A 24559-nucleotide genomic window follows, 5' to 3' on the forward strand; every position below is an offset into this window, starting at 1 on the left:
CCCGTTTTCTCCGGTGCCGCCGTCCCGGCCGGGCGCCCGGCCGCGCTCACGCGGTGCGCGGCGGACGGAACCGGCGGGAAGGGCGGCTATGCGACTCGGCCTCGGCGGGGCGTGCGTCGGCCGCCCTGCGCGCGGCCTCGGCGCGGGCCTCGCGGTTGCGGCGTACGGTCTCGCGGGCGAGTCGCTCGTGGTCGGCGCGGCGGATCAGTTCCGCGGAACGCAGCTGCTGGATCTCGTACTCGTACATGGTCTCTCCCTGGTGAAGGTCCGGTCTCCGGTGCGGTGGAGGGCCGGTCTCTCGGCTTCGCTCTCTCGCGATGCCTCTACCTTCGTCTCCCAGGGGGGTGCGCCACATCGGGAGAGTTCCGCATCTTCGGGGGCGCCGGGGGCCTTAGACGCGGGTAAGGGGTCCTACTCGCCGCGTAAGGCACTTACACGGCGACCAGGGCCCTTCTGATGGATCTCCGTGGGAGCAGGAGCGGCGTCCGGTGCGGGCGATCGGCGTGCGGTGCGGAGGGTCGTGTGACGGAGCCACCTGTCCCTTCACGCCGTGCGGCTTGGGGGCACCTCCCACGCCCTTGAGGCGGTGGGAGAGTGCGTGCCGGGCGTCGCGACGCCGGGGAGATCCGTCAGAAGGGCCCTGGGACCCCTGTCGGCCTGTGGGTTCGTTCAGCCTGTCGCGGGCAGGCCGAGGAGTACGCCGGTGTACTTGAGGACGGCCAGGAGCAGGCCGATGACGCCGAGCGCGACACCGGCCCAGGCGACCGACTTGATCCAGGGCGCCTGCGGCGCGCCGGGTGCCCCGAAGGCGGGCCGGGCGAGCACCACGACGCCGGTGATCAGCGCGGCGAGCGCGAACAGGCCCGCCCACAGCGCGCCGGCCTGCCAGGCGTCGCCGTAGCCCTCCTTGACCATCGTGGCCACGCTGGACGACGAGGAGGTCTCCAGCTGGCCGATCAGCGACTCGCGCGCCGAGGCGACGGTGCCGATCCACCCGCCGGTGAGCGAGACCAGACCGAGGGCGGCGGAGACCACGGCTCCCGCGCCCTGGCCGACCCCGGAGGGCCCGGTCCGGTCCTCGGCGGTCTCCGACGCCTCGCCGGTCTCCTCGGACACCTCGGGCCTCTCGGAGGTCTCCGCCCCGATCTCCCCGGTCTCCCCGGTCGCCTCGGTGGCCTCGTCCGTCGCGGCGGCCTCGGGGGCGGCCGCGTTGTCCACAGTCTTCGTTCCCATGCCCCGCACCGTACGGAGGAAGTCTGAGAGGCCCCTTAACGATCGTCTACGACCGTCCGCGCGCGGCCCGCCAGTCGGGCGCGAGGACCGACCAGACCTCCAGGTCCTGCCGTACGCCGTGGTGCAGATGGCTCTCGCGGCGGACGCCCTCGCGGGTCATACCGAGGCGGCGGGCGATGTTCAGGCTCGGTGTGTTGCCGGTGGCGGCGATCCACTCGACGCGGTGGATGCCGCGGTGGTCGACCGCGTGGTCGATGAGCACCCGCATCGCGCGCGTGATCAGGCCGCGCCCGGTGGCCGCGGGCTCCAGCCAGCAGCCGACCTCGCAGTTGCCCTGCCCGGCGTCGAAGTTGAGGAAGAGGACGCCGCCGACGAGCTTGCCCTCCAGCCACAGGCCGTGCAGGGACGCGGTGTCGGCGGCGCGCCAGTCGGCGTAGCGCTGGAGCGCCTCGCGGGCGGTGGCCACGTCCGTGGCGCGCGACCCGAAGGGCACGAACCGGTTGATGAACTCCCGGCCCCGGTCCAGGTGCGCGAGGAACTCCTCGGCGTGCCAGGGCTCCAGGGGGCGGAGTTCGGCACCGTCGTCACCCAGCGATATCGCGTACATCCCGCTCCAGTTCCTGCTCGAACTCCCGGTCGACATCCGCGAGCCTCTCATGCGCGGCACGGGTCTCGGGCGGTTCGATGCTGATGCGGGGCAGACGCCGGTCGAGCCAGCGCGGCAGCCACCAGTTGGCGCCGCCGAGCAGATGCATCAGCGCGGGCACCAGGAGGGTGCGCAGGACGAAGGCGTCGAGGGCGACGGCGGCGGCGAGCGCGATGCCGAACATCGCGATGACGCGGTCGCCGCTGAGCACGAAGGCGAGGAAGACCGAGATCATGATGACGGCCGCGGAATTGATCACCCGGCTGGTCTCGGCGAGGCCGACGCGGACCGCGCGCCGGTTGTCTCCGGTCTCCAGCCACTCCTCGTACATCCGGCTGACCAGGAAGACCTGGTAGTCCATGGAGAGCCCGAACAGCACCGAGACCATGATCACGGGCAGGAAGGGCTCGATGGGTCCCGCGCGTCCGAGGCCGAGCAGTTCGCTGCCCCAGCCCCACTGGAAGATCGCGACGACGACCCCGAAGGCCGAGGCGACGGCGGCGATGTTCATGACGGCGGCCTTCAGCGGGATGCCGATCGAGCGGAAGGCCAGCAGGAGCAGCACACAGCCCAGGCCGATCACGACCCCGACGAACAGCGGCAGCTTGCCGACGATCACGTCGGCGAAGTCGTCGTACCCGGCCGTGACGCCGCCCACCTGGAGGTCGAGCGAGGTGCCGGACTCGGCGCGCGGCAGCACCTCGGCGCGCAGCCGCTCGACCAGGTCGCTGGTCTGCCCGGACTGCGGCGAGGACTGCGGTACGACGGTGAGGTACGCCGTGTCGCCACCGGTGCTGTAGGTGACCGGGGTGACGGCGGCGACGCCGTCGGTGGAGCGCAGGGTGGCGTCGAGGTTGTCCAGGGCGAGCTTGTCGGCGGCGCCGTGGACCTCGCTGACGAGGGTGAGCGGGCCGTTGACGCCGGGGCCGAAGCCGTCGGCGAGGAGGTCGTAGGCCTGGCGTGTGGTCGAGGACTCGGGGTTGTTGCCCTGGTCGGAGGTGCCCAGGCGCAGGGAGAGCGCGGGCAGCGCGAGCACGGTCATCACGAGGAGGGCGAGGGCGCCGAGCTTCTTGGGGTGCCGCTCGACGAACGCCGACCAGCGGGCGGCGAAGCCGGTGGGCACCTCGGGCTCGGGCCCGTGCTCGGCGAGCCTGCGCCGCTCGCGGCGGCTGAGCGCCCGCATCCCGATGAAGGACAGCAGCGCGGGCAGCAGGGTGACGGAGGCCGCGACGGTGAGGACGACGGTGAGCGAGGCGGCGATGGCGACGCCGTTGAGGAAGTTCAGGCGCAGGATGAGCATGCCCAGCAGGGCGATGCACACCGTCGCACCCGCGAAGACGACCGCGCGTCCGGTGGTGGACACGGCGCTGGTCGCGGCCTCCGTGACGCTCAGCCCGCGTTTCAGGCCGCGCCGGTGCCGGGTGACGATGAACAGGGCGTAGTCGATGCCGACGCCGAGCCCGATCAGCATGCCCAGCATGGGCGCGAAGTCGGCGACGGTCATGACGTGCCCGAGCAGTTCGATGCCGAAGTAGGCGGTTCCCACGCCGACCAGCGCGGTCGCGATGGGCAGCAGCGAGGCGGCGAGCGAGCCGAAGGCGAGGAACAGCACGACGGCGGCGACGACCACGCCGACGATCTCGGCGATGTGGCCGCCGGAGGAGTCGGTGAGCGCGATGGCGTTGCCGCCCAGCTCCACCTGGAGCCCGTCGGCCCCGGCGGCCTTGGCGGCGGAGACCACGGCCCCGACCTGGCCGGCGTCGAGGCTCTCGACGGAGTTCTCGAAGGTCACGGTGGCGTAGGCGGTACGGCCGTCCTCGCTGACCCGGTCGGTGCCGTGGCCGCCGTAGGGGCTCTGCACGTCGGCCACGCCGGGCAGTTCGGCGATCCGTTCCAGGGTGCGGCTCATCGTCTGCTCGACGTCGGCGTCGCGGACGCTGCCGGAGTCGGTGTGCCAGACGACGGTGTCGCTGTCCCCGCCGAGGCCGGGGAAGCCCTCCTGGAGCAGTTCGGTCGCACGGCCGGACTCGGTCCCGGGGACCTCGTAGTCGTTCGAGTACGCCGCTCCGGCGACGGAGGCGGCGGCCGTGACCCCGCCGAAGGCGAGGAGCCACAGCAGGACGGCGACGAGGCGGTGCCGGACACACCAGCGTGCAAGGGCTGCCACGAAACCTGCTCCCTGATCGACCTGATGTCACTCTTTGACCGGGATCAGTCGCACATCAACCGAACAGCCCGCAAAGAACGCATGAGCAATTCCTAGTCCACTCTTACAGGTGTAAATGATCCTTTGGAGCGTTCGTGGGCTGATTCACAGGAGATGGGAGACACCTCACAGGACACTCCGGGGGCGTCTGCCGCCCCGCCGTCGGTCGCCGCGCCGCCCCGCCCCTCCCCGCCGTCAGTCGCCCGTCGTCCCACCGTCAGTCGAACTGGTCTCCGAACGCCATCACCGTCACCCCGGCGATCAGCAGCCACAGCGCCCGTCGGGTGCGGCCACGGGAGCCGAGCAACGCGGCCGTGGCGCACACCGCCGAGCCGACGGCGTAGGCGGCGGGGACGAGCAGCGGTGCGGAGCCGGTGAGCCGGAGCAGGGCCGCGGCGGCTCCGGCGAGCGCCAGCAGGCCGCCGGTGGCGGCGGCGGTCCAGCGGGCCCGCCGGGCCGCCGCGACCGGGTCGCCGGGCTCGTCGGGGCCGCCCGTGCCGTCCGTGCCGTCTGTTCCTTCTGCGCTCTCTGTGCCCTCTGTGGTGTCCTGGGCCTGCGGGGATATGTCCCCGGGCTGGTCGCTCGTCTCCGCGGTGCCGGAATCGCTTGATCCGTTCATGGCGCGGCAGCGTAGTCCCTGTGCTCCCCGCACATGCCACAGGCCCCGGGGACGACGGTCCCCGGGGCCTGCGCGCGATGTCGGGCTCAGCCCTCGCTGACGCCCAGCTTCTCCAGGATCAGCTCCTTGACGCGGGCCGCGTCGGCCTGGCCGCGGGTCGCCTTCATGACCGCGCCGACCAGGGCACCGGCCGCGGCGACCTTGCCACCGCGGATCTTGTCCGCGATGCCCGGGTTGCCCGCGATGGCCTCGTCGACGGCCGTGCCGAGCGCGGAGTCGTCGGAGACGACCTTCAGACCGCGCTTGTCGACGACCTCGTCCGGGGTGCCCTCGCCCGCGAGGACGCCCTCGATGACCTGGCGGGCCAGCTTGTCGTTCAGGTCACCCTTGGTGACGAGCTCGGTGACCCGGGCCACCTGGGCCGGGGTGATCGCCAGCTCGTCCAGCGCCTTGCCCGACTCGTTGGCGCTGCGCGCCAGCTCGCCCATCCACCACTTGCGGGCGGAGGCGGCGTCGGCACCGGCCTCGATCGTGGCGACGATCGGGTCCAGCGCGCCGGCGTTCAGGATCGACTGCATGTCGGTCGCCGAGATGCCCCACTCCGCGAGCAGGCGGGTACGGCGGGCCAGCGGCAGCTCGGGCAGCGCCGCGCGGATCTCCTCGACCCACTCACGGGAGGGGGCCACCGGGACGAGGTCGGGCTCCGGGAAGTACCGGTAGTCCTCGGCCTCCTCCTTCACGCGGCCCGAGGTCGTGGACCCCGTGTCCTCGTGGAAGTGGCGGGTCTCCTGGATGATCGTGCCGCCGGAGGACAGCACGGCCGCGTGCCGCTGGATCTCGAAGCGGGCCGCGCGCTCCACGGACCGCAGCGAGTTGACGTTCTTCGTCTCCGAGCGGGTGCCGAACTCGACGGTGCCGTTCGGGCGCAGCGACAGGTTCACGTCGCAGCGCATCTGGCCCATCTCCATACGGGCCTCGGAGACGCCGAGCGCCTTGATGAGCTCGCGCAGCTCGCGGACGTACGCCTTCGCGACCTCCGGGGCACGCTCGCCCGCTCCCTCGATCGGCTTGGTGACGATCTCGATCAGCGGGATGCCGGCGCGGTTGTAGTCGAGCAGGGAGTGGGACGCGCCGTGGATACGGCCGGTGGCCCCGCCGACGTGCGTCGACTTGCCGGTGTCCTCCTCCATGTGGGCGCGCTCGATCTCCACGCGGAAGGTCTCACCGTCCTCCAGCTGTACGTCGAGGTAGCCGTTGAAGGCGATCGGCTCGTCGTACTGGGAGGTCTGGAAGTTCTTCGGCATGTCCGGATAGAAGTAGTTCTTCCGGGCGAAGCGGCACCACTCGGCGATCTCGCAGTTCAGCGCGAGGCCGATCTTGATGGCGGACTCGACACCGGTCGCGTTGACGACCGGCAGCGCGCCGGGCAGGCCCAGGCAGACCGGGCAGGTCTGGGTGTTGGCGTCCTGGCCGAGCGCGGTCGAGCAGCCGCAGAACATCTTGGTCTTGGTGCCGAGTTCGACATGGACCTCGAGGCCCATGACGGGGTCGTACGACGCCAGCGCGTCCTCGTACGACACCAGGTCGGTCGTGGTGGTCACGGTGAAACTTCCCTCTCAGCCCAGCAGGACGTCGTCGTCGCCCAGCCGCTTCAGCTCGCGGTAGAGGATGGCGAGGCCGGTGACGATGGCGGCGGCGGACACGGCGGCGTCGATCAGGCGCAGCGTGTCGCTCTCCACGCGGGCCTTCTTGGCCTGCTTGGCGACGGCGACGGCACCGAACGCGGTGGTGGCCATGGACAGGTACAGACCGGACTTGGACTTCTTGAAGCCCTTGGCCTTCGACAGTGCCTTACTCACAGCGACGGAGCCTCCTCGATCAGCGGGTGCCCCCACTTTTCCACGAAGGCGGCCTCGACGGCGGCGCCGACCTTGTACAGCCGGTCGTCCTGCATCGCCGGGGCGATGATCTGGAGGCCGACCGGCAGGTTGTCCTCCGGGGCGAGGCCGCAGGGCAGCGACATGGCCGCGTTGCCCGCCAGGTTGGTCGGGATGGTGCACAGGTCCGCGAGGTACATCGCCATCGGGTCGTCGGCGCGCTCGCCGATCGCGAAGGCGGTGGTCGGGGTCGTCGGGGAGACGATCACGTCGACCTGCTCGAAGGCCTTCTCGAAGTCGCGCGTGATGAGCGTGCGCACCTTCTGGGCGCTGCCGTAGTACGCGTCGTAGTAGCCGCTCGACAGGGCGTACGTGCCGAGCATGATGCGGCGCTTGACCTCGGGGCCGAAGCCCGCCTCCCGGGTGAGGGAGGTGACCTCCTCGGCCGAGTGGCTGCCGTCGTCGCCGGTCCGCAGGCCGTAGCGCAGGCCGTCGAAGCGGGCGAGGTTGGAGGAGCACTCGGACGGCGCGATCAGGTAGTACGCCGACAGGGCCAGGTCGAAGGACGGGCAGTCCAGCTCGACGATCTCGGCGCCGAGCTCCTTGAGCAGCTCGACCGACTCGTCGAAGCGCTGGATGACACCGGCCTGGTAGCCCTCGCCGCGGAACTGCTTGACCACGCCGACGCGCATGCCGGCGACGCTGCCGTTGCGGGCGGCCTCGACGACCGGCGGGACCGGGGCGTCGATGGAGGTGGAGTCCAGCGGGTCGTGCCCGGCGATGACCTCGTGCAGCAGGGCCGCGTCCAGGACCGTGCGGGCGCAGGGGCCACCCTGGTCGAGGGAGGAGGAGAAGGCGACCATGCCGTACCGGGAGACCGCGCCGTACGTCGGCTTCACGCCGACGGTGCCGGTGACGGCGGCCGGCTGGCGGATGGAGCCGCCGGTGTCGGTGCCGATGGCGAGGGGCGCCTGGAAGGAGGCGAGGGCCGCGGAGGAACCGCCGCCGGAGCCACCGGGGATCCTGGTGAGGTCCCAGGGGTTGCCGGTGGGGCCGTAGGCGCTGTTCTCCGTCGACGACCCCATGGCGAACTCGTCCATGTTGGTCTTGCCGAGGATGACGACGTCGGCGGCCTTCAGCCGCTTGGTGAGCGTCGCGTCGTACGGCGGGATCCAGCCCTCGAGGATCTTGGAGCCGACGGTCGTCGGGATGCCCTCGGTGGTGAAGATGTCCTTGAGCGCGAGCGGCACACCGGCGAGGGGGCCGAGCTTCTCGCCGGCCTCCCGCTTGGCGTCCACGGCACGGGCCTGCGCCAGGGCGCCCTCACGGTCGACGTGCAGGAAGGCGTGCACCTTCTCGTCGACGGCCTCGATGCGGGCGAGGTGGGCCTCGGTGACCTGGACGGCGGTCAGCTCACCGGAGGCGATCTTCGCGGCGGTCTCGGCGGCGGTGAGCTTGATGATGGTGACGTTGTCCGTCATGGTTTAGTCCTCCCCCAGGATCTGCGGCACCTTGAAACGCTGCTGCTCCTGGGCCGGGGCGCCGGAGAGCGCCTGCTCGGGGGTGAGCGACGGACGCACCTCGTCCTGGCGCATGACGTTCGTCAGCGGGAGCGGGTGCGAGGTCGGCGGTACGTCTTGGTCGGCGACCTCGCTGACGCGGGCGACCGCGCCGATGATGTCGTCCAGCTGGCCCGCGAAGTGTTCGAGCTCTTCGGGCTTCAGCTCCAGACGCGCCAGCCGGGCGAGGTGGGCGACCTCCTCGCGCGTGATGCCAGGCATGCAGCGATCCTCTGGGGTGAGTGTGTGGTTCGGGGCTGGGGCTAGTCGTCACATTCCCGTCGTCCGCCCGGAGGGCGGGCCCCGCGGCGTATGGTGCGTGCGATCGCAAGGCGCCGGAGCGGCCTCGTGGCGGAGCCACGTGGCCGATTCGGCGACGCGGCGAGCGTGCGTGCCAGGCGTCGCGGGGCAGACGCGAATGTGACGACTAGCCCCAATCCTAGGGGGCGGGGGGCTGTGCCCGTTAAACGGTCAAGCCCTCATCGGCGGGCGTCCCATGCGGGGCTGCCCAGGAAGTGGTTGTCGTAGAGGTCCTGGACCTCCAGCAGGCTCTCCGGGCCGACCTCGCCCAGACGGATGCGCCTGAGGTGGCGGAAGTACTCGAAGCGCTCCACGCCGGGCGTGATCACGATGAGCAGATCGGCCGTGCTGCCCGGGACGGCGGCGAAGGCGTGCGGCCGGCCCGGCGGGACGACGACCAGGTCACCGCGCCCGGCGGTCACCACGTCGTCGCCGGAGAGGACGTCGAGGGCGCCGTCGAGCAGGAAGAACATCTCCGCGGAGTTGCGGTGCAGATGAGGCCTGGCCCCGTCGGCCCCCTCCCCCAGCGTGACCCGGACCGTGGACAGCGCCCCGCCGGTGGCACTGCTGTCGGCCAGCAGCTTCACGGCCACCGGGTCCGCGCCCACCACCTCCGCGTCGGCGTCCCGCACGACAACGGTCTCATCGAACCCCGGCACGAACAGCGACATACCCCAACCCCCTGAGAACCCGCCCGCCAGTCACCTTCCCAACGCCCATGAACCCGAAATGAATCCCACCGGCACCACAAGGGCCAGCGGTCCGGGAACCCCCCAGGGGCGCGAGCCTTGAGGGGGGCGGGGAACGGCGCAGATCTTCAGGGGCGCGGGGAACGGCGCAAATCCTTAGGGTCGCGAGGAACGGCGCGAGTCTTCAGGGGCGGGCGCGGGGAACGGCGCAAGTCTTCAGGGACGGACGCGGGGAACGGCCGGCCCCTTAGGGGGCGCGGGGAACTGCGCGAGTCCTCCAGGGGCGCGGGGAACTGCGCGAACAGGGGCGCGGGGAACTGCGCGACGAACCACCACACCCCCGCAGACGCACGACGACAAACCGCGGCACGCCCCAAGGCACCCAAGGACCTACTCGGCGGCGGGCAGAGCCGCCCGAGGCCGCTCCCACCCCCGAACCCCCCGCGCCCGCAACCACGCGGTCGTCTCATCCGCAGGCATAGCCGCGGCGACCAGCCACCCCTGCACGGCATCACACCGCAGATCCCGCAGCCGCTCCCACGTCTCGTCGTCCTCGACCCCCTCGGCGACCACGAGAAGCCCCAGCGAGTGGGCGAGATCGACGGTGCAGCGCACGATCTCGGCGTCCTCGTTGTCCACGGCGAGCCGCGCCACGAACGAGCGGTCGATCTTCAGCTCGCTGACCGGCAGCCGCCGCAGATGCACCAGCGAGGAGTACCCCGTGCCGAAGTCGTCGAGGGACATCTTCACGCCGTGCCCGGTGAGCCCCGCGAGGGTGTCGGCGGCGCGCTGGGGGTCCTCCAGGAGGACATGCTCGGTGATCTCCAGCTGGAGAGCCCCCGCGGGCACCCCGTGCCGGGCCAGACGCGCGGCGACCGAACCGGCGAAACCGGGGGTGTGCACATCACGCGGGGAGACATTGACCGCGACGGGCACGAACAGCCCCTGGGAGCGCCACTCGGCGACCTGCCCGAGCGCGGTCTCCAGGACGTACTCGGTGAGGTGCGGCATCAGACCGGAGGACTCGGCGATGGCGATGAACTCGTCCGGCGGCACCTTGCCCCGCTCCGGGTGCACCCAGCGCACCAGGGCCTCCAGGCCGGCCACCTGTCCGTCGAAGCGGACCTTGGGCTGGTAGTGCAGCTGCACCTCGTGCGCGTCGAGCGCGCGGCGCAGGTCGGCCAGCAGGCCGAGCCGGTCGGGGGTGTTGGAGTCGCGCTTGGACTCGTACACCTCGACCCCCGTGCGGTCCCGCTTGGCCTGGTACATCGCCACGTCCGCGCGGCGCAGCAGGCCCTCGGCGTCCAGGGCGTGGTCGGGGAAGACGGCGACTCCCGCGCTGGCCTCCAGGACCAGGGTGAGGCCGTCGAGGTCGAGCGGGGAGCTGAGCGCGGCGACGATGCCGCGGGCGATGCGGGTCGCTGAGGTGGTGGAGTCGGCGACCGGCAGTAAGACGGCGAACTCGTCGCCGCCGAGCCGGGCGACCTCGGCGCCGCGCGGGAGGGCCAGCCGGAGCCGGTCCGCGGTCTGGAGCAGCAGCCGGTCTCCGGCGAGATGACCCAGGGTGTCGTTGACCGATCTGAAACGGTCGAGGTCGATCAGCATCAGGGCCGCGCGGGCGCCGATGCGGTCGGCGTCGTCCAGGGCGGTCCAGATGCGCTCCAGCAGCCACTGCCGGTTGGGCAGTCCGGTGAGCGGGTCGCGCAGTTGCTCCTCGGCCCGGGCCCTGGCTATCCACAGGGTGGAGTCGAGGGCGATGAGCGGGATCGCGAACAGCGGCAGCAGGATCGGCTTGGCCATCGCGACCACGCACATCAAGGGCGCTATGCCGAGCAGCGCGACGGCGACCAGGCCCTGTCTGAGCAGGGCGGTGCGGGCGATCGTCGGCAGCCCTCCGGAGCGGGGCGCGTGCAGGTACCAGAGCAGGACGCGCGAGACGGCGAGATAGGCGCCCGCGGTCAGCACGATCTCGGGCACGGTGTAGACCGTCCACGCCTCGGGGTTCCAGGGGTGCTCCACCGACGGCACCCGGCCGAAGGCCGCCAGCGTCAGGGCGCCCGCGCCGATGCCGAGGATGTCCACCGCGCCGTGCAGCACGCCCTGTCGCCAGCGGTTGCGGCGGGCTATGCCGACCAGCACCACCACCGTGAGGCTGACCATCCCGGCGGGCACCCAGCCGTACAGCAGCAGGACGGCCAGGGTGAGGGCGGCTCCGGAGCCCGTGCCGCCCCACCAGCGGGCGCGGCCGAGCATGACCAGATGGCCGACGATCAGACCCGTCAGCAAGGCCAGCGACCAGCCGGCCGTACCGGACGGGAAGAGGGCGTGGCTGCCGGTGAAAGCGCGGTAGAAACCGGCGCCCAGCGCGAAGCCGGCGGCCGCGACGACGGCGGCGGGCAGGGCGGGCCAGGTCGGGGTCCGGTCGGCCTCGCCGCCGTGCAGTCCGGGGACGCGGCCGGCCGCGAGCGGCGCCGTGCCGAGTGGACGGGTGCCGAGCGGATCGGCGCCGAGCGGACCGGCGAACAGATCGGGGCCGCCCTGGTCGGCGGCGTGGTCCGACGCGCCGGACCGCCGACGCCGTGCCCGGCCCTCGCGCCACGCGCCGGAGAGCCGGCGCAGCCATGAGTCCGGGGCGGCGCTCTCGGTCGGTTCCATTCCCGTCCCTCTCACAGCCGGCGGTGCCCACGCCCCGCGGCCCGATGCCCGACGTTCCGCATCGGCACCGCGTCGGAAAACCCTTTCCCGCTGCCGTCCAGAAGCGGGGGGATGCCCCGACCGCGGCTGGGCACGGCAGGTGCATTCCTCAACAGTAGGACGCGGAGGGCTTCCTCGGGCAGCGGTCGCCGACGGTTGCCCGAATGCGCCCGTGCCACCCGTATGCAACTGATATGCGCCGATCGGGTGGCCTTCAACCGCTACTCCCCGGTCGGAAGCGCGGCCTCCGCGGCGGCTTCCGGGCCCTGCGCGAGCAGGATGTCGAAGCCGTCCTCGTTCAGCACGGGAACCTTGAGCGCCAGCGCCTTGTCGTGTTTTGAACCGGGGTTGTCACCCACAACGACGAACGAGGTCTTCTTCGACACCGAACCGGTCACTTTCGCGCCCTGGTTCTGGAGGGCGTCCTTGGCTCCGTCCCGGGTGTAGCGCTCCAGGGTGCCGGTGACCACGACGGTGAGGCCCTCCAGCGGCCGCGGCCCCTGGTCCTCGCCCGCGCCCTCGTCCTCCAGGGTGACTCCGGCGGCCTTCCACTTGCGGACGATCTCGCGGTGCCAGTCCTCGGCGAACCACTCCTTGACGGCCTTGGCGACGATCCCGCCCACGCCGTCGACCGCCGTCAGCTCCTCCTCGCTCGCCTCGTCGATCCGGTCGAGCGAGCGGAACGCGCGGGCCAGCGCCTCCGCGGCGACCGGGCCGACATGCCGGATGGACAGGCCGTTGAGGAAGCGGGCCAGCGAGCGCGTCTTCGCCGCCTCGATGTTCGCCAGCAGCGCGAGGGTGTTCTTCTTCGCCTCGCCGTCCTTGTTGGCGAAGACGGTGGCGACCTTGTCCTCCCCCGTCCTCGCGTCCCGCTTGGGCAGCCCGCTGTCCTTGTCGAGGACGTACGCCCTGATCGGCAGCAGCTTCTCGACGGTGAGGTCGAACAGGTCGCCCTCGTCGGCCAGAGGTGGCTCGGACGGCTCCAGCGGCTGGGTGAGGGCGGCCGCCGCCACATAGCCGAAGTGCTCGATGTCCAGACAGGCGCGGCCCGCGAGGTAGAACATCCGCTCACGCAACTGGGCGGGACAGGTGCGGGCGTTGGGGCAGCGCAGGTCGACGTCGCCGTCCTTCATCGCCTTCAGCGGCGTATCGCACTCAGGGCACTGCGACGGCATCACGAACTCGCGCTCCGTGCCGTCCCGCAGGTCGACCACCGGGCCGAGGATCTCCGGGATCACCTCACCGGCCTTGCGGATGACCACGGTGTCGCCGATCAGCACGCCCTTGGCCTTCACGACGTCCTGGTTGTGCAGCGTCGCGAACTCGACCTCCGAGCCCGCCACCGTGACCGGCTCGACCTGCGCGTACGGCGTGACCCGGCCCGTACGGCCCACTCCCACGCGGATGTTGACCAGCTTGGTGTTGACCTCCTCCGGCGGGTACTTGTACGCCGTCGCCCAGCGCGGCGCGCGCGAGGTCGAGCCGAGGCGGCCCTGGAGCGGGATCTCGTCGAGCTTGACGACCACGCCGTCGATCTCGTGCGCCACCGAGTGCCGGTTCCCGGCCTCGGCGTAGTGGGCGACGAACTCCCGTACCCCGTCGAGGCCGTCGACCACCCTGTTGTACGGGGAGGTCGGCAGGCCCCAGCTCTTGAGCAGGCCGTACGCCTCCGACAGCCGGGTGAGCGGCTCGAAGCCCTCCAGGGCGCCGATGCCGTGCACGATCATGTGCAGCGGCAGGGTCGCCGTGACCTTCGGGTCCTTCTGCCGCAGTGAACCGGAGGCGGAGTTGCGGGGGTTGGCGTACGGCTTCTCCCCCGCTGCGATCCGGCGCTCGTTGAGCCCGGCGAAGTCCTCCATGGGGAAGTACACCTCGCCGCGGATCTCCACGAGATCGGGCACATGATCACCGTCGAGCCGGTGCGGGATCTCGGCGATGGTCATCACGTTCGGGGTGATGTCCTCGCCGATCCGGCCCGTGCCGCGGGTGGCCGCGCGCGTGAGCCGGCCGTGCTCGTACGTCAGGTTGACGGCGAGGCCGTCGACCTTCAGCTCGCACAGGAAGTGGTGGTCGGGCGTGCCGACGTCCTTGTGGATGCGCTCGGCCCAGGCGGCGAGACCCTCGTCGTTGAAGACGTTGTCGAGGGAGAGCATGCGCTCTCTGTGCTCGACCTCGGCCAGGTCCGTCGAGAACTCGACCGCCACCTTCTGCGTGGGCGAGTCGGGCGTCCGCAGCTCCGGGTACTCCTCCTCCAACGCCTCCAGGGTGCGCAGGAGTTGGTCGAAGTCCGCGTCGCTGATGACCGGAGCGTCGTTCACGTAGTACCGGAAGCGGTGCTCCTCGATCTGCTCAGCGAGCTGCACGTGCCGCTCCCGCGCTTCGGCGGGCACCGTCGTCTCCGCTTGCTTGTCGCCGGCCACCGTGTCGTCCTCCCGTTACTCAGGGTTGTCCGCGAGGGATCTCGCCGCCCGGACGCAATGGGCGAGGGCCCGGCGGGCGTACTCCGGGGAGGCCCCCGCGAGTCCGCATGCCGGAGTCACCGTGACCATCTCCGGGAGAAGCCCCGGCCGCAGCCCCAACCTGCGCCACAGCGTCCTGACACCCATGACGCTACCGGCAGGGTCTGACAATCGGCCGTCCCCCGTCGGCACGACACCGGCGAACAGCCGCGTGCCCGCCTCCACGGCCTCGCCGATCACCTCGTCGTCACGCTCGGTGAGGAGCGAGAAGTCGAACGAGATGCCTGCCGCGCCCGCCCGGCGCAGAAGCGCGAACGGCACGTCCGGCGCGCACGAGTGGACCACGGTCCGGCCCTCCTCGTGCACCCCGATCACGTCGCGGAGCGCGGCCTCGACGATCTGCCGGTCGACGGCGCGGTGGGTGCGGTAGCCGCTGGCGGTCTTCACGTGGCCGCGCAGTACGGCGGTGAGGGACGGTTCGTCGAGCTGGAGGACCAGTTGGGCGCCGGGGACGCGGCGGCGGAGCTCGGCCAGGTGCTGGCGCAGGCCCTCGGCGAGGGAGCCGGTGAGGTCGCGGCAGGCGCCCGGGTCGGAGAGCGCGGACTCGCCGTTCCTCAGCTCCAGGTTCGTGGCGAGGGTCCAGGGGCCTACGGCCTGCACCTTCAGCTGGCCGCTGTAGTCCTGGGTGAACTCCTCCAGCGCGTCGAGGTCCTCTCCCAGCCAGGAGCGGGCCCGCTTGGTGTCGCGGCCCGGGTGGTCGCCGATGCGCCAGCCGCTGGGCTCCACGCGCGCGTACAGCTCCACGAGCAGGCCCGCGGTTCGGCCGATCATGTCCGCGCCGGGGCCGCGGGAGGGGAGTTCGGCGAGGAAGGGGAAGTCCTCGACGCTGCCGGTGACGGTCTTGGCGGCCTCTCGGGCGTCTCCGCCGGGCATGGAGCCGATGCCGGTGGCGGGGGCGAAGCTGAAGTGTTCGTTCACGCTGCGAAGCCTACGTAGGTGCCGGGGTCGGCGTCCCCGGCCGGTCTTTCCCTCGCCCCCGCCGCCCCCACCCGTCCCGTCCCGGGGAGCTCCGCCCCCTGCCCCCGGACCTCTGCCCACCCACCACCCGAATCGGCCGGTCGGGAAGCGAGGCGGCCGGAGCCACTCGGACCGTCTCGTCCTCGGGGCCGGCGCCCCACTCAGTCCGTCCGGCGATCGAGGACAAGGCCCTTTTCAGGGCCGGGGCGGGGGGCCGGGGGCGGCAGCCCCCGGGATGGGACGGGTAGGGGCGAGGAAGAGGGGTCAGCGGCCTGGGCGGACCGTCAGGTCGTTGATCTCGGCGTCGGCGGGGAGGTCGATGGCCGTGAGGATCGTCGTCGCGACGGACTCGGGGTCGATCCACTTCGACGCGTCGTACTCCTTGCCCTCCTGCTGATGGACCTTGGCCTGCATAGGGCTGGCCGTACGCCCGGGATAGACGGAGGTGACCCGGACGCCGTTGGGGTGCTCCTCGTGGCGGAGGGAGTCGGCCAGGGCCTTGAGGCCGTGCTTGGACGCGGCGTAGGCGGACCACTCGGCATGCGCGTTCAGGCCCGCGCCGGAGTTGACGAACACCACGTGCCCGCGCGTGGTGCGCAGCTGCGGCAGGAAGTGGCGGGTCAGCTCGGCCGGGGCGATCAGGTTGACGTTGAGCTGGTGGCGCCAGGACTTCGGGGTCAGGTCGCCGACCCGCCCGAGGTCGACGACACCGGCGATGTGCAGCAGGGTGTCCACCCGCTCCGGCAGGGTCTGGTGGGAGAAGGCCCAGCTGAGCCGGTCGGGGTCCGCCAGGTCGCCGACCAGGGTCCGGGCGCCGGGGAACTCGGCCGTCAGCTCCTTCGCACGGCCCGCGTCGCGCGCGTGCAGCACGAGCTCGTCCCCGCGCGCGTGCAGACGGCGGGCGACGGCCGCGCCGATGCCGGAACCGGCCCCGGTGATCACATGAGTTGCCATGTCCGCCATGGTCGCACCCCCGCGCGCCGGGACCTCCGGGACCACCCCCGCTCCACGGCCCTGGCGGACCGCCCCAGGCCCTGTCGTCGAACTCCCGCCTCCCCGCGACGCCGTGCACGCTCCCCCACTTCGTGGGAGGCGCCCCCACTCGCCGCACCGGGCACAAGCCCGAGTACGTCCGGTACGAGGGCTTGCACCCGGCACTCCCCCGGAGGGGGGAACCCCCAGAGCACGCACCTGACGCCGCGGGGCCGCCCTCCGGGCGACGACGGGAGTCCGACGACAGGACCTAGCGGATGCCCCGGCTCTCCTCCAGGTACGCCAGCGCGCCCACCGGCTCCTCGGCGAAGAACACCAGCTCGGTGAGCGGCAGGGGCAGGAAGCCCTCGTCCTCCATGCGGCGGAACTGCTCCTTGAGGCCGTCGTAGAACCCTGCGGTGTTGAGCAGCACGACCGGCTTGTCGGTGTGGCCGTGCTTCTTCAGCTCCAGGATCTCGGTCGCCTCGTCCAGCGTGCCCGTGCCGCCGACCATGACGACCACGGCGTCGGCCTTCTCCAGAAGCAGCTTCTTGCGCTCCGCGAGGTCCCCGGCGATCACCATCTCGTCGGCGCCCGCGCGGGCCTTGGCGGCCAGGAAGCCGACCGAGACGCCCAGCAGCCGGCCGCCCGACGACTGCACGCCGTCCGCCACGACCTTCATCAGACCGACGTCCGACCCGCCCCACACCAGCGTGTGTCCGCCCTTGCCCAGCAGTTCGGCGAACTCCCGCGCGGGGCGGGTGTAGCGGTCGTCGAGGTCGGCGGCGGAGAGGAAGACGCAGATGTTCACGAGTGACACCGTACGGCTCCCCCGCCGACCCGGGACAACCGGTTATCGCACGTCCACGTAGTCCCCGGTCGTGGCCTTGGCGCCGGTGACGGAGTTGCCCGCGTAGTACCAGCGCCAGGTGCCGTCCTTGGACGCGGTGACGGTGGTCTTCAGGGCGCCCGTCGAGGTGGTGGTGAGCGTCTTGACGTTGGTGTACGTCGTCGTGCCCGCCGCCTTGAACTGGAGGGTGACCTTCTGGCCGCCGTACAGGTCGTAGCGGTGCGTGTCCCAGTTGGCCCGCTTCAGCGTGCCCTTGATAGTGATCGGCTTGCCCTTGGTGACCGGCTCGGGGCTCGCGTCGGCACTCTCGATGACGGAGGCGCGCTTGAGGCGGGTGGTGTAGGAGAGCAGGTCGTCGTCGTATCCGCCGCCGACCTTGATCGCCAGGCCGGACGTCTTCCACGTCGTGGCGTCGCTGTTGACGAGCTTCTTGCCCCCGGGGAGCATCAGGGGGTCGATCTGAAGCGACTCATCACAGTCGTAGTAGGTGTAGCCACCGGCGCTCGACTGCATGCAGTTCCACTGGATCGTCCCGATGGCCAGTCCCCTGCTGTTCGAGCCGAAGGTGCCGCGATAGACGCGGATCCTCCAGTCGTCCAGCTTGACCTTCGTCTTCACCGTGTACGTCATCGGCACCTCGATCTCGGCACCCGTGCCCACCACGATCGGCTTGCCCTTGTTGATGACCACGGCCGAGAACGTGATGTCGCTGTCGGCCGCGTGCGCGCTCGGAGCCGTGAGCAGCGTGCCCGCGACAGCCGTGCCGACGGCCGCGAAAACGGTTGCCACGCGCCGCGCGGCCGGGAATCTGCGTGCTGTCCGCAGAGTCATGTCCCACCCCTGATGTGTGCCTGTGAAGACCGGGTGATCTTCCACCCGGTGCAGGCACTCTAGATCACGGGTGTGACAGCGCTTCCGCGCGCACGGTAGAGGCGATCGTCGCCGAGCCCACCACGCGCGTGCCGTCGTAGAGCACGATCGCCTGACCGGGGGCGACGCCGCGGACCGGCTCGGTGAAGGTGACCTCCAGGGAGCCGTCGACGATCTCGGCGGTGACCTCGGTCTCGCCGCCGTGGGCGCGCAGCTGGGCGGTGTAGGTGCCGGGGCCGGTGGGGGCGGCGCCGCACCAGCGCGGCCGGACCGCCGAGAGGGCGGTGACGTCCAGGGAGGCCGCCGGGCCGACGGTGACGGTGTTGTCCACCGGGGAGATGTCCAGCACGTAGCGCGGCTTGCCGTCGGCGGCGGGGACACCGATGCGCAGGCCCTTGCGCTGGCCGATGGTGAAGCCGTACGCGCCCTCGTGGGTGCCGAGTTTGGTGCCGGCCTCGTCGACGATGTCGCCCTCCGCCTTGCCGAGGCGCCGGGCGAGGAAGCCCTGGGTGTCGCCGTCGGCGATGAAGCAGATGTCGTGCGAGTCGGGCTTCTTGGCGACGGCCAGGCCGCGGCGCTCGGCCTCGGCGCGGATCTCGTCCTTCGTCGTGACCGTGTCGCCCAGCGGGAAGAGGGCGTGCGCCAGCTGCCGGTCGTCCAGGACGCCGAGGACGTAGGACTGGTCCTTGGCCATGTCGGAGGCGCGGTGCAGCTCGCGGGTGCCGTCCTCGGTGACGATCACCTGGGCGTAGTGGCCCGTGCAGACCGCGTCGAAGCCGAGGGCGAGGGCCTTGTCCAGCAGGGCCGCGAACTTGATCTTCTCGTTGCAGCGCAGGCACGGGTTGGGCGTACGGCCCGCCTCGTACTCGGCGACGAAGTCCTCGACGACGTCCTCGCGGAAGCGGTCGGCGAGGTCCCAGACGTAGAACGGGATGCCGATGACGTCCGCGGCGCGGCGGGCGTCGCGGGAGTCCTCGATGGTGCAGCAGCCCCGCGCGCCCGTGCGGAAGGACTGGGGGTTCGCGGAGAGGGCGAGATGGACGCCGGTCACGTCGTGGCCCGCCTCGGCCGCGCGGGCGGCGGCTACGGCGGAGTCGACGCCGCCGGACATGGCGGCGAGGACGCGGAGGGGACGGGAGCGCTGCGGGGTGTCAGTCATAACCCTTCCAGGGTAAGGGGGCGCGGGAACCGGGGCCCGCGAGTATCCGTTGTGGATCACATGGGACGTACTACGGGGGCCACCCGGGACACCGACCGGCGGATCAGGCGGCGTGCCCTGCTCGTCGGCGGCATGACGGCGGCGGCCGGCACGGCCGTGCTCGCCCGCGACGAGCTGCGGCGGCTGTGGTGGCGTACGCCGGGTGTGCGCAAGCCGCGCAAGGCGGGCGAGGTCGACTTCACGGGCGCCCGCTGGACGCCCGCGTCCGAGGCCAACTTCCGCTGGGCGGACCGGCCGGAGGACTACGGCGTCGATCTGGTGGTCATCCATGTCACCCAGGGCAGCTTCGCGAGCGCGGTGCGGGTGTTCCAGGACCCGGGCCACGGCGCCGCCGCGCACTACATAGTCCGCGACGACGGCCACATCACGCAGATGATCCGCGAGCTGGACGTGGCGTACCACGCGGGCAACCGCGACTACAACGAACGCAGTGTGGGGATCGAGCACGCCGGTTTCGTCGAGGACCCCGCGTCCTTCACGGACGCGATGTACGCGGCCTCCGCCCGGCTGACGGCCCGTATATGCGCGCGCTACGACATCCCGGTCGACCGCGAGCACATCATCGGCCATGTGGAGGTGCCGGGCACCGACCACACCGATCCGGGGCCGCACTGGGACTGGGACCGGTATCTGAAGCTGGTCCGGCGGGCGCGTACGTCCGCCACCCACACGCCCGGCCCCCGGCCGTCGGGCACCGGGACGGGCAGGGCATAGGGCCAGAAGGGCCCCAGGGTGGGACGCGCCCTGCGGGCAGGGCCGCGTCGCCCGGGCCGGGTCAGCTCAGGCCGGCCGCGCGGGCCCGTTCCACCGCGGGGCCGATGGCCTTGGCTACGGCCTCGACGTCGGCCGCGGTGGAGGTGTGGCCGAGGGAGAAGCGCAGGGTGCCGCGGGCCAGGTCCGGGTCGGTGCCGGTGGCCAGCAGGACGTGGCTGGGCTGGGCGACGCCTGCCGTGCAGGCGGAGCCGGTGGAGCACTCGATGCCCTGGGCGTCGAGCAGCAGGAGCAGGGAGTCGCCCTCGCAGCCGGGGAAGGTGAAGTGGGCGTTGGCGGGCAGCCGGCCCGCCGGGTCCGGGTCGCCCCCGAGGACGGCGTCGGGGACGGCCGTGCGGACGGCGGTGACCAGGTCGTCGCGCAGGGCGCCGATCTCGCGGGCGAACCACTCCCGGTGCTCGGCGGCGAGCCGCCCGGCGACCGCGAAGGAGGCGACGGCGGGGACGTCGAGCGTGCCGGAGCGGACATGGCGCTCCTGGCCGCCGCCGTGCAGCACGGGCACGGGGCTGTACTCCCGGCCGAGGAGCAGCGCGCCGATGCCGTACGGCCCGCCGATCTTGTGGCCGGAGACGGTCATGGCGGCGAGGCCGGAGGCGTCGAAGTCGACCGGGACCTGTCCGAAGGCCTGCACCGCGTCGGCGTGCAGGGGCACGTCGAACTCGGCGGCCGCGTCGGCCAGTTCACGGACCGGCATCAGGGTGCCGATCTCGTTGTTGGCCCACATCACCGTGGCGAGCGCCACGTCGTCGGGGTTGGCGGCGACGGCCTCGCGCAGGGCGTCCGGGTGGACCCGGCCGTGCGCGTCGACGGGGAGGTACTCGATCACGGCGCCCTCGTGGTCGCCGAGCCAGTGCACGGCGTCGAGGACGGCGTGGTGCTCGACGGGGCTGGCCAGCACCCGGACGCGGGCCGGGTCGGCGTCGCGGCGGGCCCAGTACAGGCCCTTGACCGCGAGGTTGTCCGCCTCGGTGCCGCCCGAGGTGAGGACGACCTCGCTGGGCCGGGCGCCGAGCGCCTCCGCGAGGGTCTCGCGGGCTTCCTCGACCGTGCGGCGGGCCCGGCGGCCCGAGGCGTGGAGGGAAGAGGCGTTTCCGGTCACGCCCAGCTGGGCGGTCAGTGCCTCAGCCGCCTCCGGGAGCATCGGCGTCGTCGCGGCGTGGTCGAGGTATGCCATGGTGACGACGATTCTACGGGGCGCCGTTGAGGGCACCGCGTGCGGTGTCGGCCGCGCGCGGTGCCCTGGGGCCTCGGTGACTCCCGGAGCGCTAGAAGCTCCAGGAGATGGTGCTGTCGGCGTGCATGAACGCGGCGAGCACGACCAGGTCGGCCACGCCGAGGCCGAGGCCGAGCAGGGCCCGGCCGCGTCGCCGGGTCCCGCGCCACAGGGCAGCGGCCGCCAGGACGACGGCGATCGGGCCGAGGAAGAAGTTGAAGACGAGCAGGCCGAGAAGGCCGAGGACGAAGGACGCGACGGCCATGCCGTCGGCGTCACGGGCGGTGGTCCGGCCGACGGCCGGTGCGGTGAGATGCATGGCGTTGACTCCCGGCGGTTCAGCGGGTGGGCGTGTGCCGGCGGCGGGCGTGGCGCTCGCGCAGGGCGAAGACGCCGAGCCAGGCGGCGATGACGGCGGCCGCGACGACGGTGAAGGAGAGCGGTGCGTGGGCGACGGTGCCCAGGACGACACCGAGCAGCAGCAGCGCGGCGACGAGGAACAGCATGGGACGGAATCCCCCTCCGGAACGCCTCACGGGTCTGCCCCGTGAAGCTTCGGTGAACGGTTGTAGTAACAGTTGTTCACTGACTTTGCAGTCTAGCGCACCGGGCGACTTTCCAATTCCGGAGAACAGTTGTTAACTGCATGGCATGAGTCACACCCTCGGTGCCCGGCAGGCCCAGAAACTCAAGACCCGTCAGGCACTCCTGGACGCGGCGCTCCAACTGCTGGAGGAGCAGAGCCTGAGCAGTCTGGGGCTGCGCGAGGTCACCCGGGCGGTGGGCGTCGCACCGACGGCCTTCTACCGGCACTTCCGCTCCACGGCGGACCTCGGGGTGGCGCTGGTGGAGGAGGCGCTCGGCAGTCTGCATCCGATGATCCGGACCGTCGTGTCCACGACGGGGGACGGCGAGGAACGCATCGCGCGTGCGGTGGAGTTGATCGCCGGGCATGTGGCGGCGCATCCCGCGCACGTCCGGTTCATCGCTCGGGAGCGGCACGGGGGGGTGCAGTCGGTGAGGGCGGCCATCCGGGAGCAGCTCGATCGGTTCACCGAGGAGGTGAAGACCGAGCTGGCGAAGGATCCGCAGGCGGTGGGGTGGAGCGACGACGACGTCCGGATGCTGGCCGGGCTGTACGTCGATCAGATGCTGGGCACGGCTTCGTTGTTCCTGGAGGCGGGGTCGGAGGAGGAGCGGGGGTGGGTTGCGCGGGTGGCGTCCCGCCGGTTGCGGCTTATCAGTGTGGGGCGGGCGCACTGGCTGGACTGACGTCCGTGGGGTGCCTGCGGCGGGCTTTGCGGCTTCACGTCCGTCGGGGCTTGTCGCGCAGTTCCCCGCGCCCCTTCATGGGCGGTTTGCGGCTTCACGTCCGTCGTGGCTGGTCGCGCAGTTCCCCGCGCCCCTAGGGGTTGCGCTCGGCCGCGTCGAGTCCGGGAGGCGTCCTGCGGAGAGGTGTGCGGCTTTCCCGGCGTCGTGGCCGGGCGCGCCGTCCCCGCGCCCCTAGGGGTTGCGCTCGGCCCCGGCGAGGGCGGGAGGCGCACCTGCGGGAGCCGTGCGGCCTTCCCGGCCCCGTGGTTGATCGCGCAGTTCCCCGCGCCCCTTGAGGGGTCGCACTCCGCCCCGGCGAGGGCGGGAGGCGTCCTTGCGGAAAGCCGCGCGGCCTTCCCGGCGTTGGGGCTGGGCGCGCCGCGGCCCAAGGGGGTGATCGCAGGGGTCAGGGGAGGCGGACTCGGGCCAGTTGGCGGGACTGGGCTACCAGGCGGTCCCGGGCGTCCCAGACTTCCGCGTCCTCCTCCAGGAAGCCGCCCGCGAGGTTGCGGGTGGTGATGGAGACGCGGACCGGGCCCGGGGCCGGACGGCAGCGGATGTGGACGGTGAGTTCGACGGTGGGGACCCAGCCCTTGATGCCGAGTTCGAAGGCCGTCGGCGGGAGGGCGTCGACGGCGAGGAGGAGGGACAGCGGGTCCATGTCGCGGCCGTCGGCGAGGCCGAACCAGGAGCGCATCTCCCCGTTGCCGGAGGGCTGTCCGAGCGCCCAGCCCAGGGTCGACGGGTCCAGCTTGAGCATCAGCCGCTCCGTGATGGCCGAACTGCCGTCGACCGGGGCGGGACCGTCCTCGGGGCCGAAGCACTGGCTCATCGGCGGGATCGCCGGCGGCCGGGCCGTGGTGCGGACGTCGTCGGGCAGGGTGCCCAGATCGCCGTAGGAGGCGAGGACGCGGATCCGCTCGACCTCGGCACCCTGCTCGTCGTACTGGAACAGCGAGGCCTGGCCGGTCGACAGTGTGCGGCCGGTGCGGACGACCTCCGTGCGCACGACCGCCGGACCCGGCTGGGACGCCGTCAGATAGTGGGCGGAGACGGTGAACGGGTCCGGGTGGGGCAGGGCGTCGGCGAGCGCGCGGCCCAGTACGGCCAGCAGATAGCCGCCGTTGACCGCGTTGATGATGGTCCAGCCTGCCGAGAGGTCGATGTCGTAGACGCCCTCGGTGCGGCGGGTGAGCGCGGTGTCTCGGTCGAACTCGCTGTCGCCGATGAGCGCCTGGGATGCCTGAGCCATACAGGTACCGTACAACAGGAAACTACTAAGCGGTAGCTTTTCTCATTCTCACGCCAGACCGTCCCGCGCCAAACCGTCCCGCGCTAGACGTCGTCCGCCTCCCTGGCCGTCGACCTGCGGTTCCACGCCCTGGGCGCCCGCCAGTGGTACTTCATCGCCAGCAGCCGCAGCACGAAGGCCGTCACGACGGCCAGCCCCGAGGTGAAGGCGGTCAGCGCGTCGAAGCGGATGCACAGGACGACGATGCCCGCGCCGACCATCGCCGGCACCGCGTACAGGTCGCGGTCCCAGCGCAGCAGCGAGGGGATCTCGTTGGCGAGCACGTCCCGCAGGACACCGCCGCCGACGGCGGTGGCGAGGCCGAGCGCCGCGGAGGCGGTCAGGTTCAGCCCGTACTCGTACGCCTTTATCGTGCCGGAGACCGCGAACAGGCCGAGGCCGGCCGCGTCGAAGACGTTCACGCCGACCTGGATGCGCTCCACCTCCGGGTGCAGGAAGAACACCAGGAGCGCGGCGAGCAGCGGGGTGGAGAAGTACCCGAGGTCCGTGAACGCCGCCGGGGGCACCGCCCCGATGACCAGGTCGCGGATGAGTCCGCCGCCGAGCGCGGTGACCTCGGCGAGGACGGCGATACCGAAGACGTCGAAGTTCTTGCGGACGGCCAGCAGCGCGCCGGAGATGGCGAAGACGAAGATGCCGATCAGGTCGAGCGTGTGCTGGACGGACGGGCTGAAGAGTTGCTCAAGCACCCTACATTCTTACCTATGACAGAGCCCCTGCCTTGCATTGCAAGGCAGGGGCT

At 71.8% G+C, this 24559-nt stretch carries 24 protein-coding genes; 2 read left to right on the forward strand and 22 right to left on the reverse strand.

Annotated elements, in window-relative coordinates:
* Positions 1-46: 46 nt before the first annotated feature.
* The 17 genes from ACFYR0_RS32005 to mnmA all read right to left on the reverse strand — a co-directional run bounded on the left by ACFYR0_RS32005 (position 47) and on the right by mnmA (position 19150).
* On the reverse strand, positions 47-247 hold the full coding sequence (locus ACFYR0_RS32005; protein WP_389335933.1) for a hypothetical protein: 201 nt from the start codon (positions 245-247) through the stop codon (positions 47-49).
* 422 nt (positions 248-669) lie between these two features.
* The gene (locus ACFYR0_RS32010; RefSeq protein WP_389335936.1) at positions 670-1233 is read right to left on the reverse strand and encodes a hypothetical protein; all 564 of its coding nucleotides are present in this window, start codon (positions 1231-1233) and stop codon (positions 670-672) included.
* Positions 1234-1279: 46 nt separating this feature from the next.
* The gene (locus ACFYR0_RS32015; protein WP_389335939.1) at positions 1280-1840 is read right to left on the reverse strand and encodes a GNAT family N-acetyltransferase; all 561 of its coding nucleotides are present in this window, start codon (positions 1838-1840) and stop codon (positions 1280-1282) included.
* Complete coding sequence (locus ACFYR0_RS32020; RefSeq protein WP_389335942.1) at positions 1818-4046, reverse strand: MMPL family transporter; 2229 nt, start codon at positions 4044-4046, stop codon at positions 1818-1820. Before ACFYR0_RS32020 ends, ACFYR0_RS32015 begins: the two co-directional genes overlap by 23 nt.
* Positions 4047-4302: 256 nt before the next feature.
* Positions 4303-4704, reverse strand: coding sequence for a hypothetical protein (locus ACFYR0_RS32025; RefSeq protein ID WP_389335945.1), 402 nt, complete (start codon positions 4702-4704; stop codon positions 4303-4305).
* 86 nt (positions 4705-4790) lie between these two features.
* Positions 4791-6305, reverse strand: coding sequence for an Asp-tRNA(Asn)/Glu-tRNA(Gln) amidotransferase subunit GatB (gene gatB, locus ACFYR0_RS32030; RefSeq protein ID WP_389335948.1), 1515 nt, complete (start codon positions 6303-6305; stop codon positions 4791-4793).
* Between the two features lie 15 nt (positions 6306-6320).
* Positions 6321-6563 carry a hypothetical protein gene (locus tag ACFYR0_RS32035; RefSeq protein WP_389335951.1) on the reverse strand — a complete coding sequence of 81 codons (243 nt, stop codon included), beginning with the start codon at positions 6561-6563 and terminating at the stop codon, positions 6321-6323.
* Positions 6560-8062: an Asp-tRNA(Asn)/Glu-tRNA(Gln) amidotransferase subunit GatA gene (gene gatA / locus ACFYR0_RS32040; RefSeq protein WP_389335953.1), complete on the reverse strand. Its 1503-nt coding sequence runs from the start codon at positions 8060-8062 to the stop codon at positions 6560-6562. Before gatA ends, ACFYR0_RS32035 begins: the two co-directional genes overlap by 4 nt.
* A 3-nt stretch (positions 8063-8065) precedes the next feature.
* Entirely contained in the window at positions 8066-8362 is a 297-nt protein-coding gene (gene gatC / locus ACFYR0_RS32045) for an Asp-tRNA(Asn)/Glu-tRNA(Gln) amidotransferase subunit GatC (RefSeq protein ID WP_386383472.1), read from the reverse strand.
* Between the two features lie 257 nt (positions 8363-8619).
* Complete coding sequence (locus ACFYR0_RS32050; RefSeq protein ID WP_389335955.1) at positions 8620-9111, reverse strand: cupin domain-containing protein; 492 nt, start codon at positions 9109-9111, stop codon at positions 8620-8622.
* A 408-nt stretch (positions 9112-9519) separates the two neighbouring features.
* Positions 9520-11784: a putative bifunctional diguanylate cyclase/phosphodiesterase gene (locus ACFYR0_RS32055; protein ID WP_389335957.1), complete on the reverse strand. Its 2265-nt coding sequence runs from the start codon at positions 11782-11784 to the stop codon at positions 9520-9522.
* Positions 11785-12044: 260 nt separating this feature from the next.
* Positions 12045-14243, reverse strand: a complete 2199-nt coding sequence (gene ligA, locus ACFYR0_RS32060) for an NAD-dependent DNA ligase LigA (protein ID WP_389335960.1) — start codon at positions 14241-14243, stop codon at positions 12045-12047.
* Between the two features lie 15 nt (positions 14244-14258).
* Complete coding sequence (locus tag ACFYR0_RS32065; RefSeq protein WP_389335963.1) at positions 14259-15260, reverse strand: methionine synthase; 1002 nt, start codon at positions 15258-15260, stop codon at positions 14259-14261.
* A 303-nt stretch (positions 15261-15563) separates the two neighbouring features.
* Positions 15564-16262: an SDR family oxidoreductase gene (locus tag ACFYR0_RS32070; protein ID WP_389335966.1), complete on the reverse strand. Its 699-nt coding sequence runs from the start codon at positions 16260-16262 to the stop codon at positions 15564-15566.
* A 280-nt stretch (positions 16263-16542) separates the two neighbouring features.
* Positions 16543-17082 carry a TIGR00730 family Rossman fold protein gene (locus ACFYR0_RS32075; RefSeq protein ID WP_389335969.1) on the reverse strand — a complete coding sequence of 180 codons (540 nt, stop codon included), beginning with the start codon at positions 17080-17082 and terminating at the stop codon, positions 16543-16545.
* A 42-nt stretch (positions 17083-17124) separates the two neighbouring features.
* Positions 17125-17952, reverse strand: a complete 828-nt coding sequence (locus ACFYR0_RS32080; protein ID WP_389335972.1) for a hypothetical protein — start codon at positions 17950-17952, stop codon at positions 17125-17127.
* A gap of 64 nt (positions 17953-18016) precedes the next feature.
* Positions 18017-19150 (reverse strand): tRNA 2-thiouridine(34) synthase MnmA, encoded by a 1134-nt coding sequence (mnmA, locus tag ACFYR0_RS32085; RefSeq protein ID WP_389335975.1) that lies wholly within the window; start codon positions 19148-19150, stop codon positions 18017-18019.
* A 60-nt stretch (positions 19151-19210) separates the two neighbouring features.
* On the opposite strand from mnmA, the gene ACFYR0_RS32090 reads away from it, so the two are divergent.
* On the forward strand, positions 19211-19924 hold the full coding sequence (locus tag ACFYR0_RS32090) for an N-acetylmuramoyl-L-alanine amidase (RefSeq protein WP_389335978.1): 714 nt from the start codon (positions 19211-19213) through the stop codon (positions 19922-19924).
* A 61-nt stretch (positions 19925-19985) separates the two neighbouring features.
* Here ACFYR0_RS32090 and ACFYR0_RS32095 read toward each other — a convergent pair whose 3' ends face one another.
* The 3 genes from ACFYR0_RS32095 to ACFYR0_RS32105 all read right to left on the reverse strand — a co-directional run bounded on the left by ACFYR0_RS32095 (position 19986) and on the right by ACFYR0_RS32105 (position 21700).
* Positions 19986-21155: a cysteine desulfurase family protein gene (locus tag ACFYR0_RS32095; protein ID WP_389335982.1), complete on the reverse strand. Its 1170-nt coding sequence runs from the start codon at positions 21153-21155 to the stop codon at positions 19986-19988.
* A gap of 91 nt (positions 21156-21246) precedes the next feature.
* Complete coding sequence (locus ACFYR0_RS32100) at positions 21247-21513, reverse strand: DUF4190 domain-containing protein (protein ID WP_386383491.1); 267 nt, start codon at positions 21511-21513, stop codon at positions 21247-21249.
* Positions 21514-21532: 19 nt separating this feature from the next.
* The gene (locus ACFYR0_RS32105) at positions 21533-21700 is read right to left on the reverse strand and encodes a hypothetical protein (RefSeq protein WP_356695219.1); all 168 of its coding nucleotides are present in this window, start codon (positions 21698-21700) and stop codon (positions 21533-21535) included.
* 145 nt (positions 21701-21845) lie between these two features.
* On the opposite strand from ACFYR0_RS32105, the gene ACFYR0_RS32110 reads away from it, so the two are divergent.
* Positions 21846-22466 (forward strand): TetR family transcriptional regulator, encoded by a 621-nt coding sequence (locus ACFYR0_RS32110; RefSeq protein ID WP_389335987.1) that lies wholly within the window; start codon positions 21846-21848, stop codon positions 22464-22466.
* Between the two features lie 445 nt (positions 22467-22911).
* On the opposite strand, the gene ACFYR0_RS32115 is transcribed toward ACFYR0_RS32110, so the two are convergent.
* Together ACFYR0_RS32115 and ACFYR0_RS32120 are read right to left on the reverse strand one after the other, a co-directional pair.
* Complete coding sequence (locus tag ACFYR0_RS32115) at positions 22912-23757, reverse strand: thioesterase family protein (RefSeq protein ID WP_389335990.1); 846 nt, start codon at positions 23755-23757, stop codon at positions 22912-22914.
* Positions 23758-23840: 83 nt separating this feature from the next.
* The gene (locus ACFYR0_RS32120; RefSeq protein ID WP_389335993.1) at positions 23841-24506 is read right to left on the reverse strand and encodes a trimeric intracellular cation channel family protein; all 666 of its coding nucleotides are present in this window, start codon (positions 24504-24506) and stop codon (positions 23841-23843) included.
* Positions 24507-24559: the final 53 nt, after the last annotated feature.

This window comes from Streptomyces sp. NPDC005017, assembly GCF_042873115.1.
In the GTDB taxonomy this organism is placed as follows: Bacteria; Actinomycetota; Actinomycetes; order Streptomycetales; family Streptomycetaceae; genus Streptomyces.

What these genes read in the sequence shown, in the direction of transcription:
- ACFYR0_RS32005 (WP_389335933.1), bottom strand. Translation starts at nt 247, where the DNA reads ATGTACGAGTACGAGATCCAGCAGCTGCGTTCCGCGGAACTGATCCGC.
- ACFYR0_RS32010 (WP_389335936.1), bottom strand. Translation starts at nt 1,233, where the DNA reads ATGGGAACGAAGACTGTGGACAACGCGGCCGCCCCCGAGGCCGCCGCG.
- ACFYR0_RS32015 (WP_389335939.1), bottom strand. Translation starts at nt 1,840, where the DNA reads ATGTACGCGATATCGCTGGGTGACGACGGTGCCGAACTCCGCCCCCTG.
- ACFYR0_RS32025 (WP_389335945.1), bottom strand. Translation starts at nt 4,704, where the DNA reads ATGAACGGATCAAGCGATTCCGGCACCGCGGAGACGAGCGACCAGCCC.
- gatA (WP_389335953.1), bottom strand. Translation starts at nt 8,062, where the DNA reads ATGACGGACAACGTCACCATCATCAAGCTCACCGCCGCCGAGACCGCC.
- gatC (WP_386383472.1), bottom strand. Translation starts at nt 8,362, where the DNA reads ATGCCTGGCATCACGCGCGAGGAGGTCGCCCACCTCGCCCGGCTGGCG.
- ACFYR0_RS32050 (WP_389335955.1), bottom strand. Translation starts at nt 9,111, where the DNA reads ATGTCGCTGTTCGTGCCGGGGTTCGATGAGACCGTTGTCGTGCGGGAC.
- ACFYR0_RS32055 (WP_389335957.1), bottom strand. Translation starts at nt 11,784, where the DNA reads ATGGAACCGACCGAGAGCGCCGCCCCGGACTCATGGCTGCGCCGGCTC.
- ACFYR0_RS32070 (WP_389335966.1), bottom strand. Translation starts at nt 16,262, where the DNA reads ATGGCGGACATGGCAACTCATGTGATCACCGGGGCCGGTTCCGGCATC.
- ACFYR0_RS32080 (WP_389335972.1), bottom strand. Translation starts at nt 17,952, where the DNA reads ATGACTCTGCGGACAGCACGCAGATTCCCGGCCGCGCGGCGCGTGGCA.
- mnmA (WP_389335975.1), bottom strand. Translation starts at nt 19,150, where the DNA reads ATGACTGACACCCCGCAGCGCTCCCGTCCCCTCCGCGTCCTCGCCGCC.
- ACFYR0_RS32090 (WP_389335978.1), top strand. Translation starts at nt 19,211, where the DNA reads ATGGGACGTACTACGGGGGCCACCCGGGACACCGACCGGCGGATCAGG.
- ACFYR0_RS32095 (WP_389335982.1), bottom strand. Translation starts at nt 21,155, where the DNA reads ATGGCATACCTCGACCACGCCGCGACGACGCCGATGCTCCCGGAGGCG.
- ACFYR0_RS32100 (WP_386383491.1), bottom strand. Translation starts at nt 21,513, where the DNA reads ATGCATCTCACCGCACCGGCCGTCGGCCGGACCACCGCCCGTGACGCC.
- ACFYR0_RS32105 (WP_356695219.1), bottom strand. Translation starts at nt 21,700, where the DNA reads ATGCTGTTCCTCGTCGCCGCGCTGCTGCTGCTCGGTGTCGTCCTGGGC.
- ACFYR0_RS32110 (WP_389335987.1), top strand. Translation starts at nt 21,846, where the DNA reads ATGAGTCACACCCTCGGTGCCCGGCAGGCCCAGAAACTCAAGACCCGT.
- ACFYR0_RS32115 (WP_389335990.1), bottom strand. Translation starts at nt 23,757, where the DNA reads ATGGCTCAGGCATCCCAGGCGCTCATCGGCGACAGCGAGTTCGACCGA.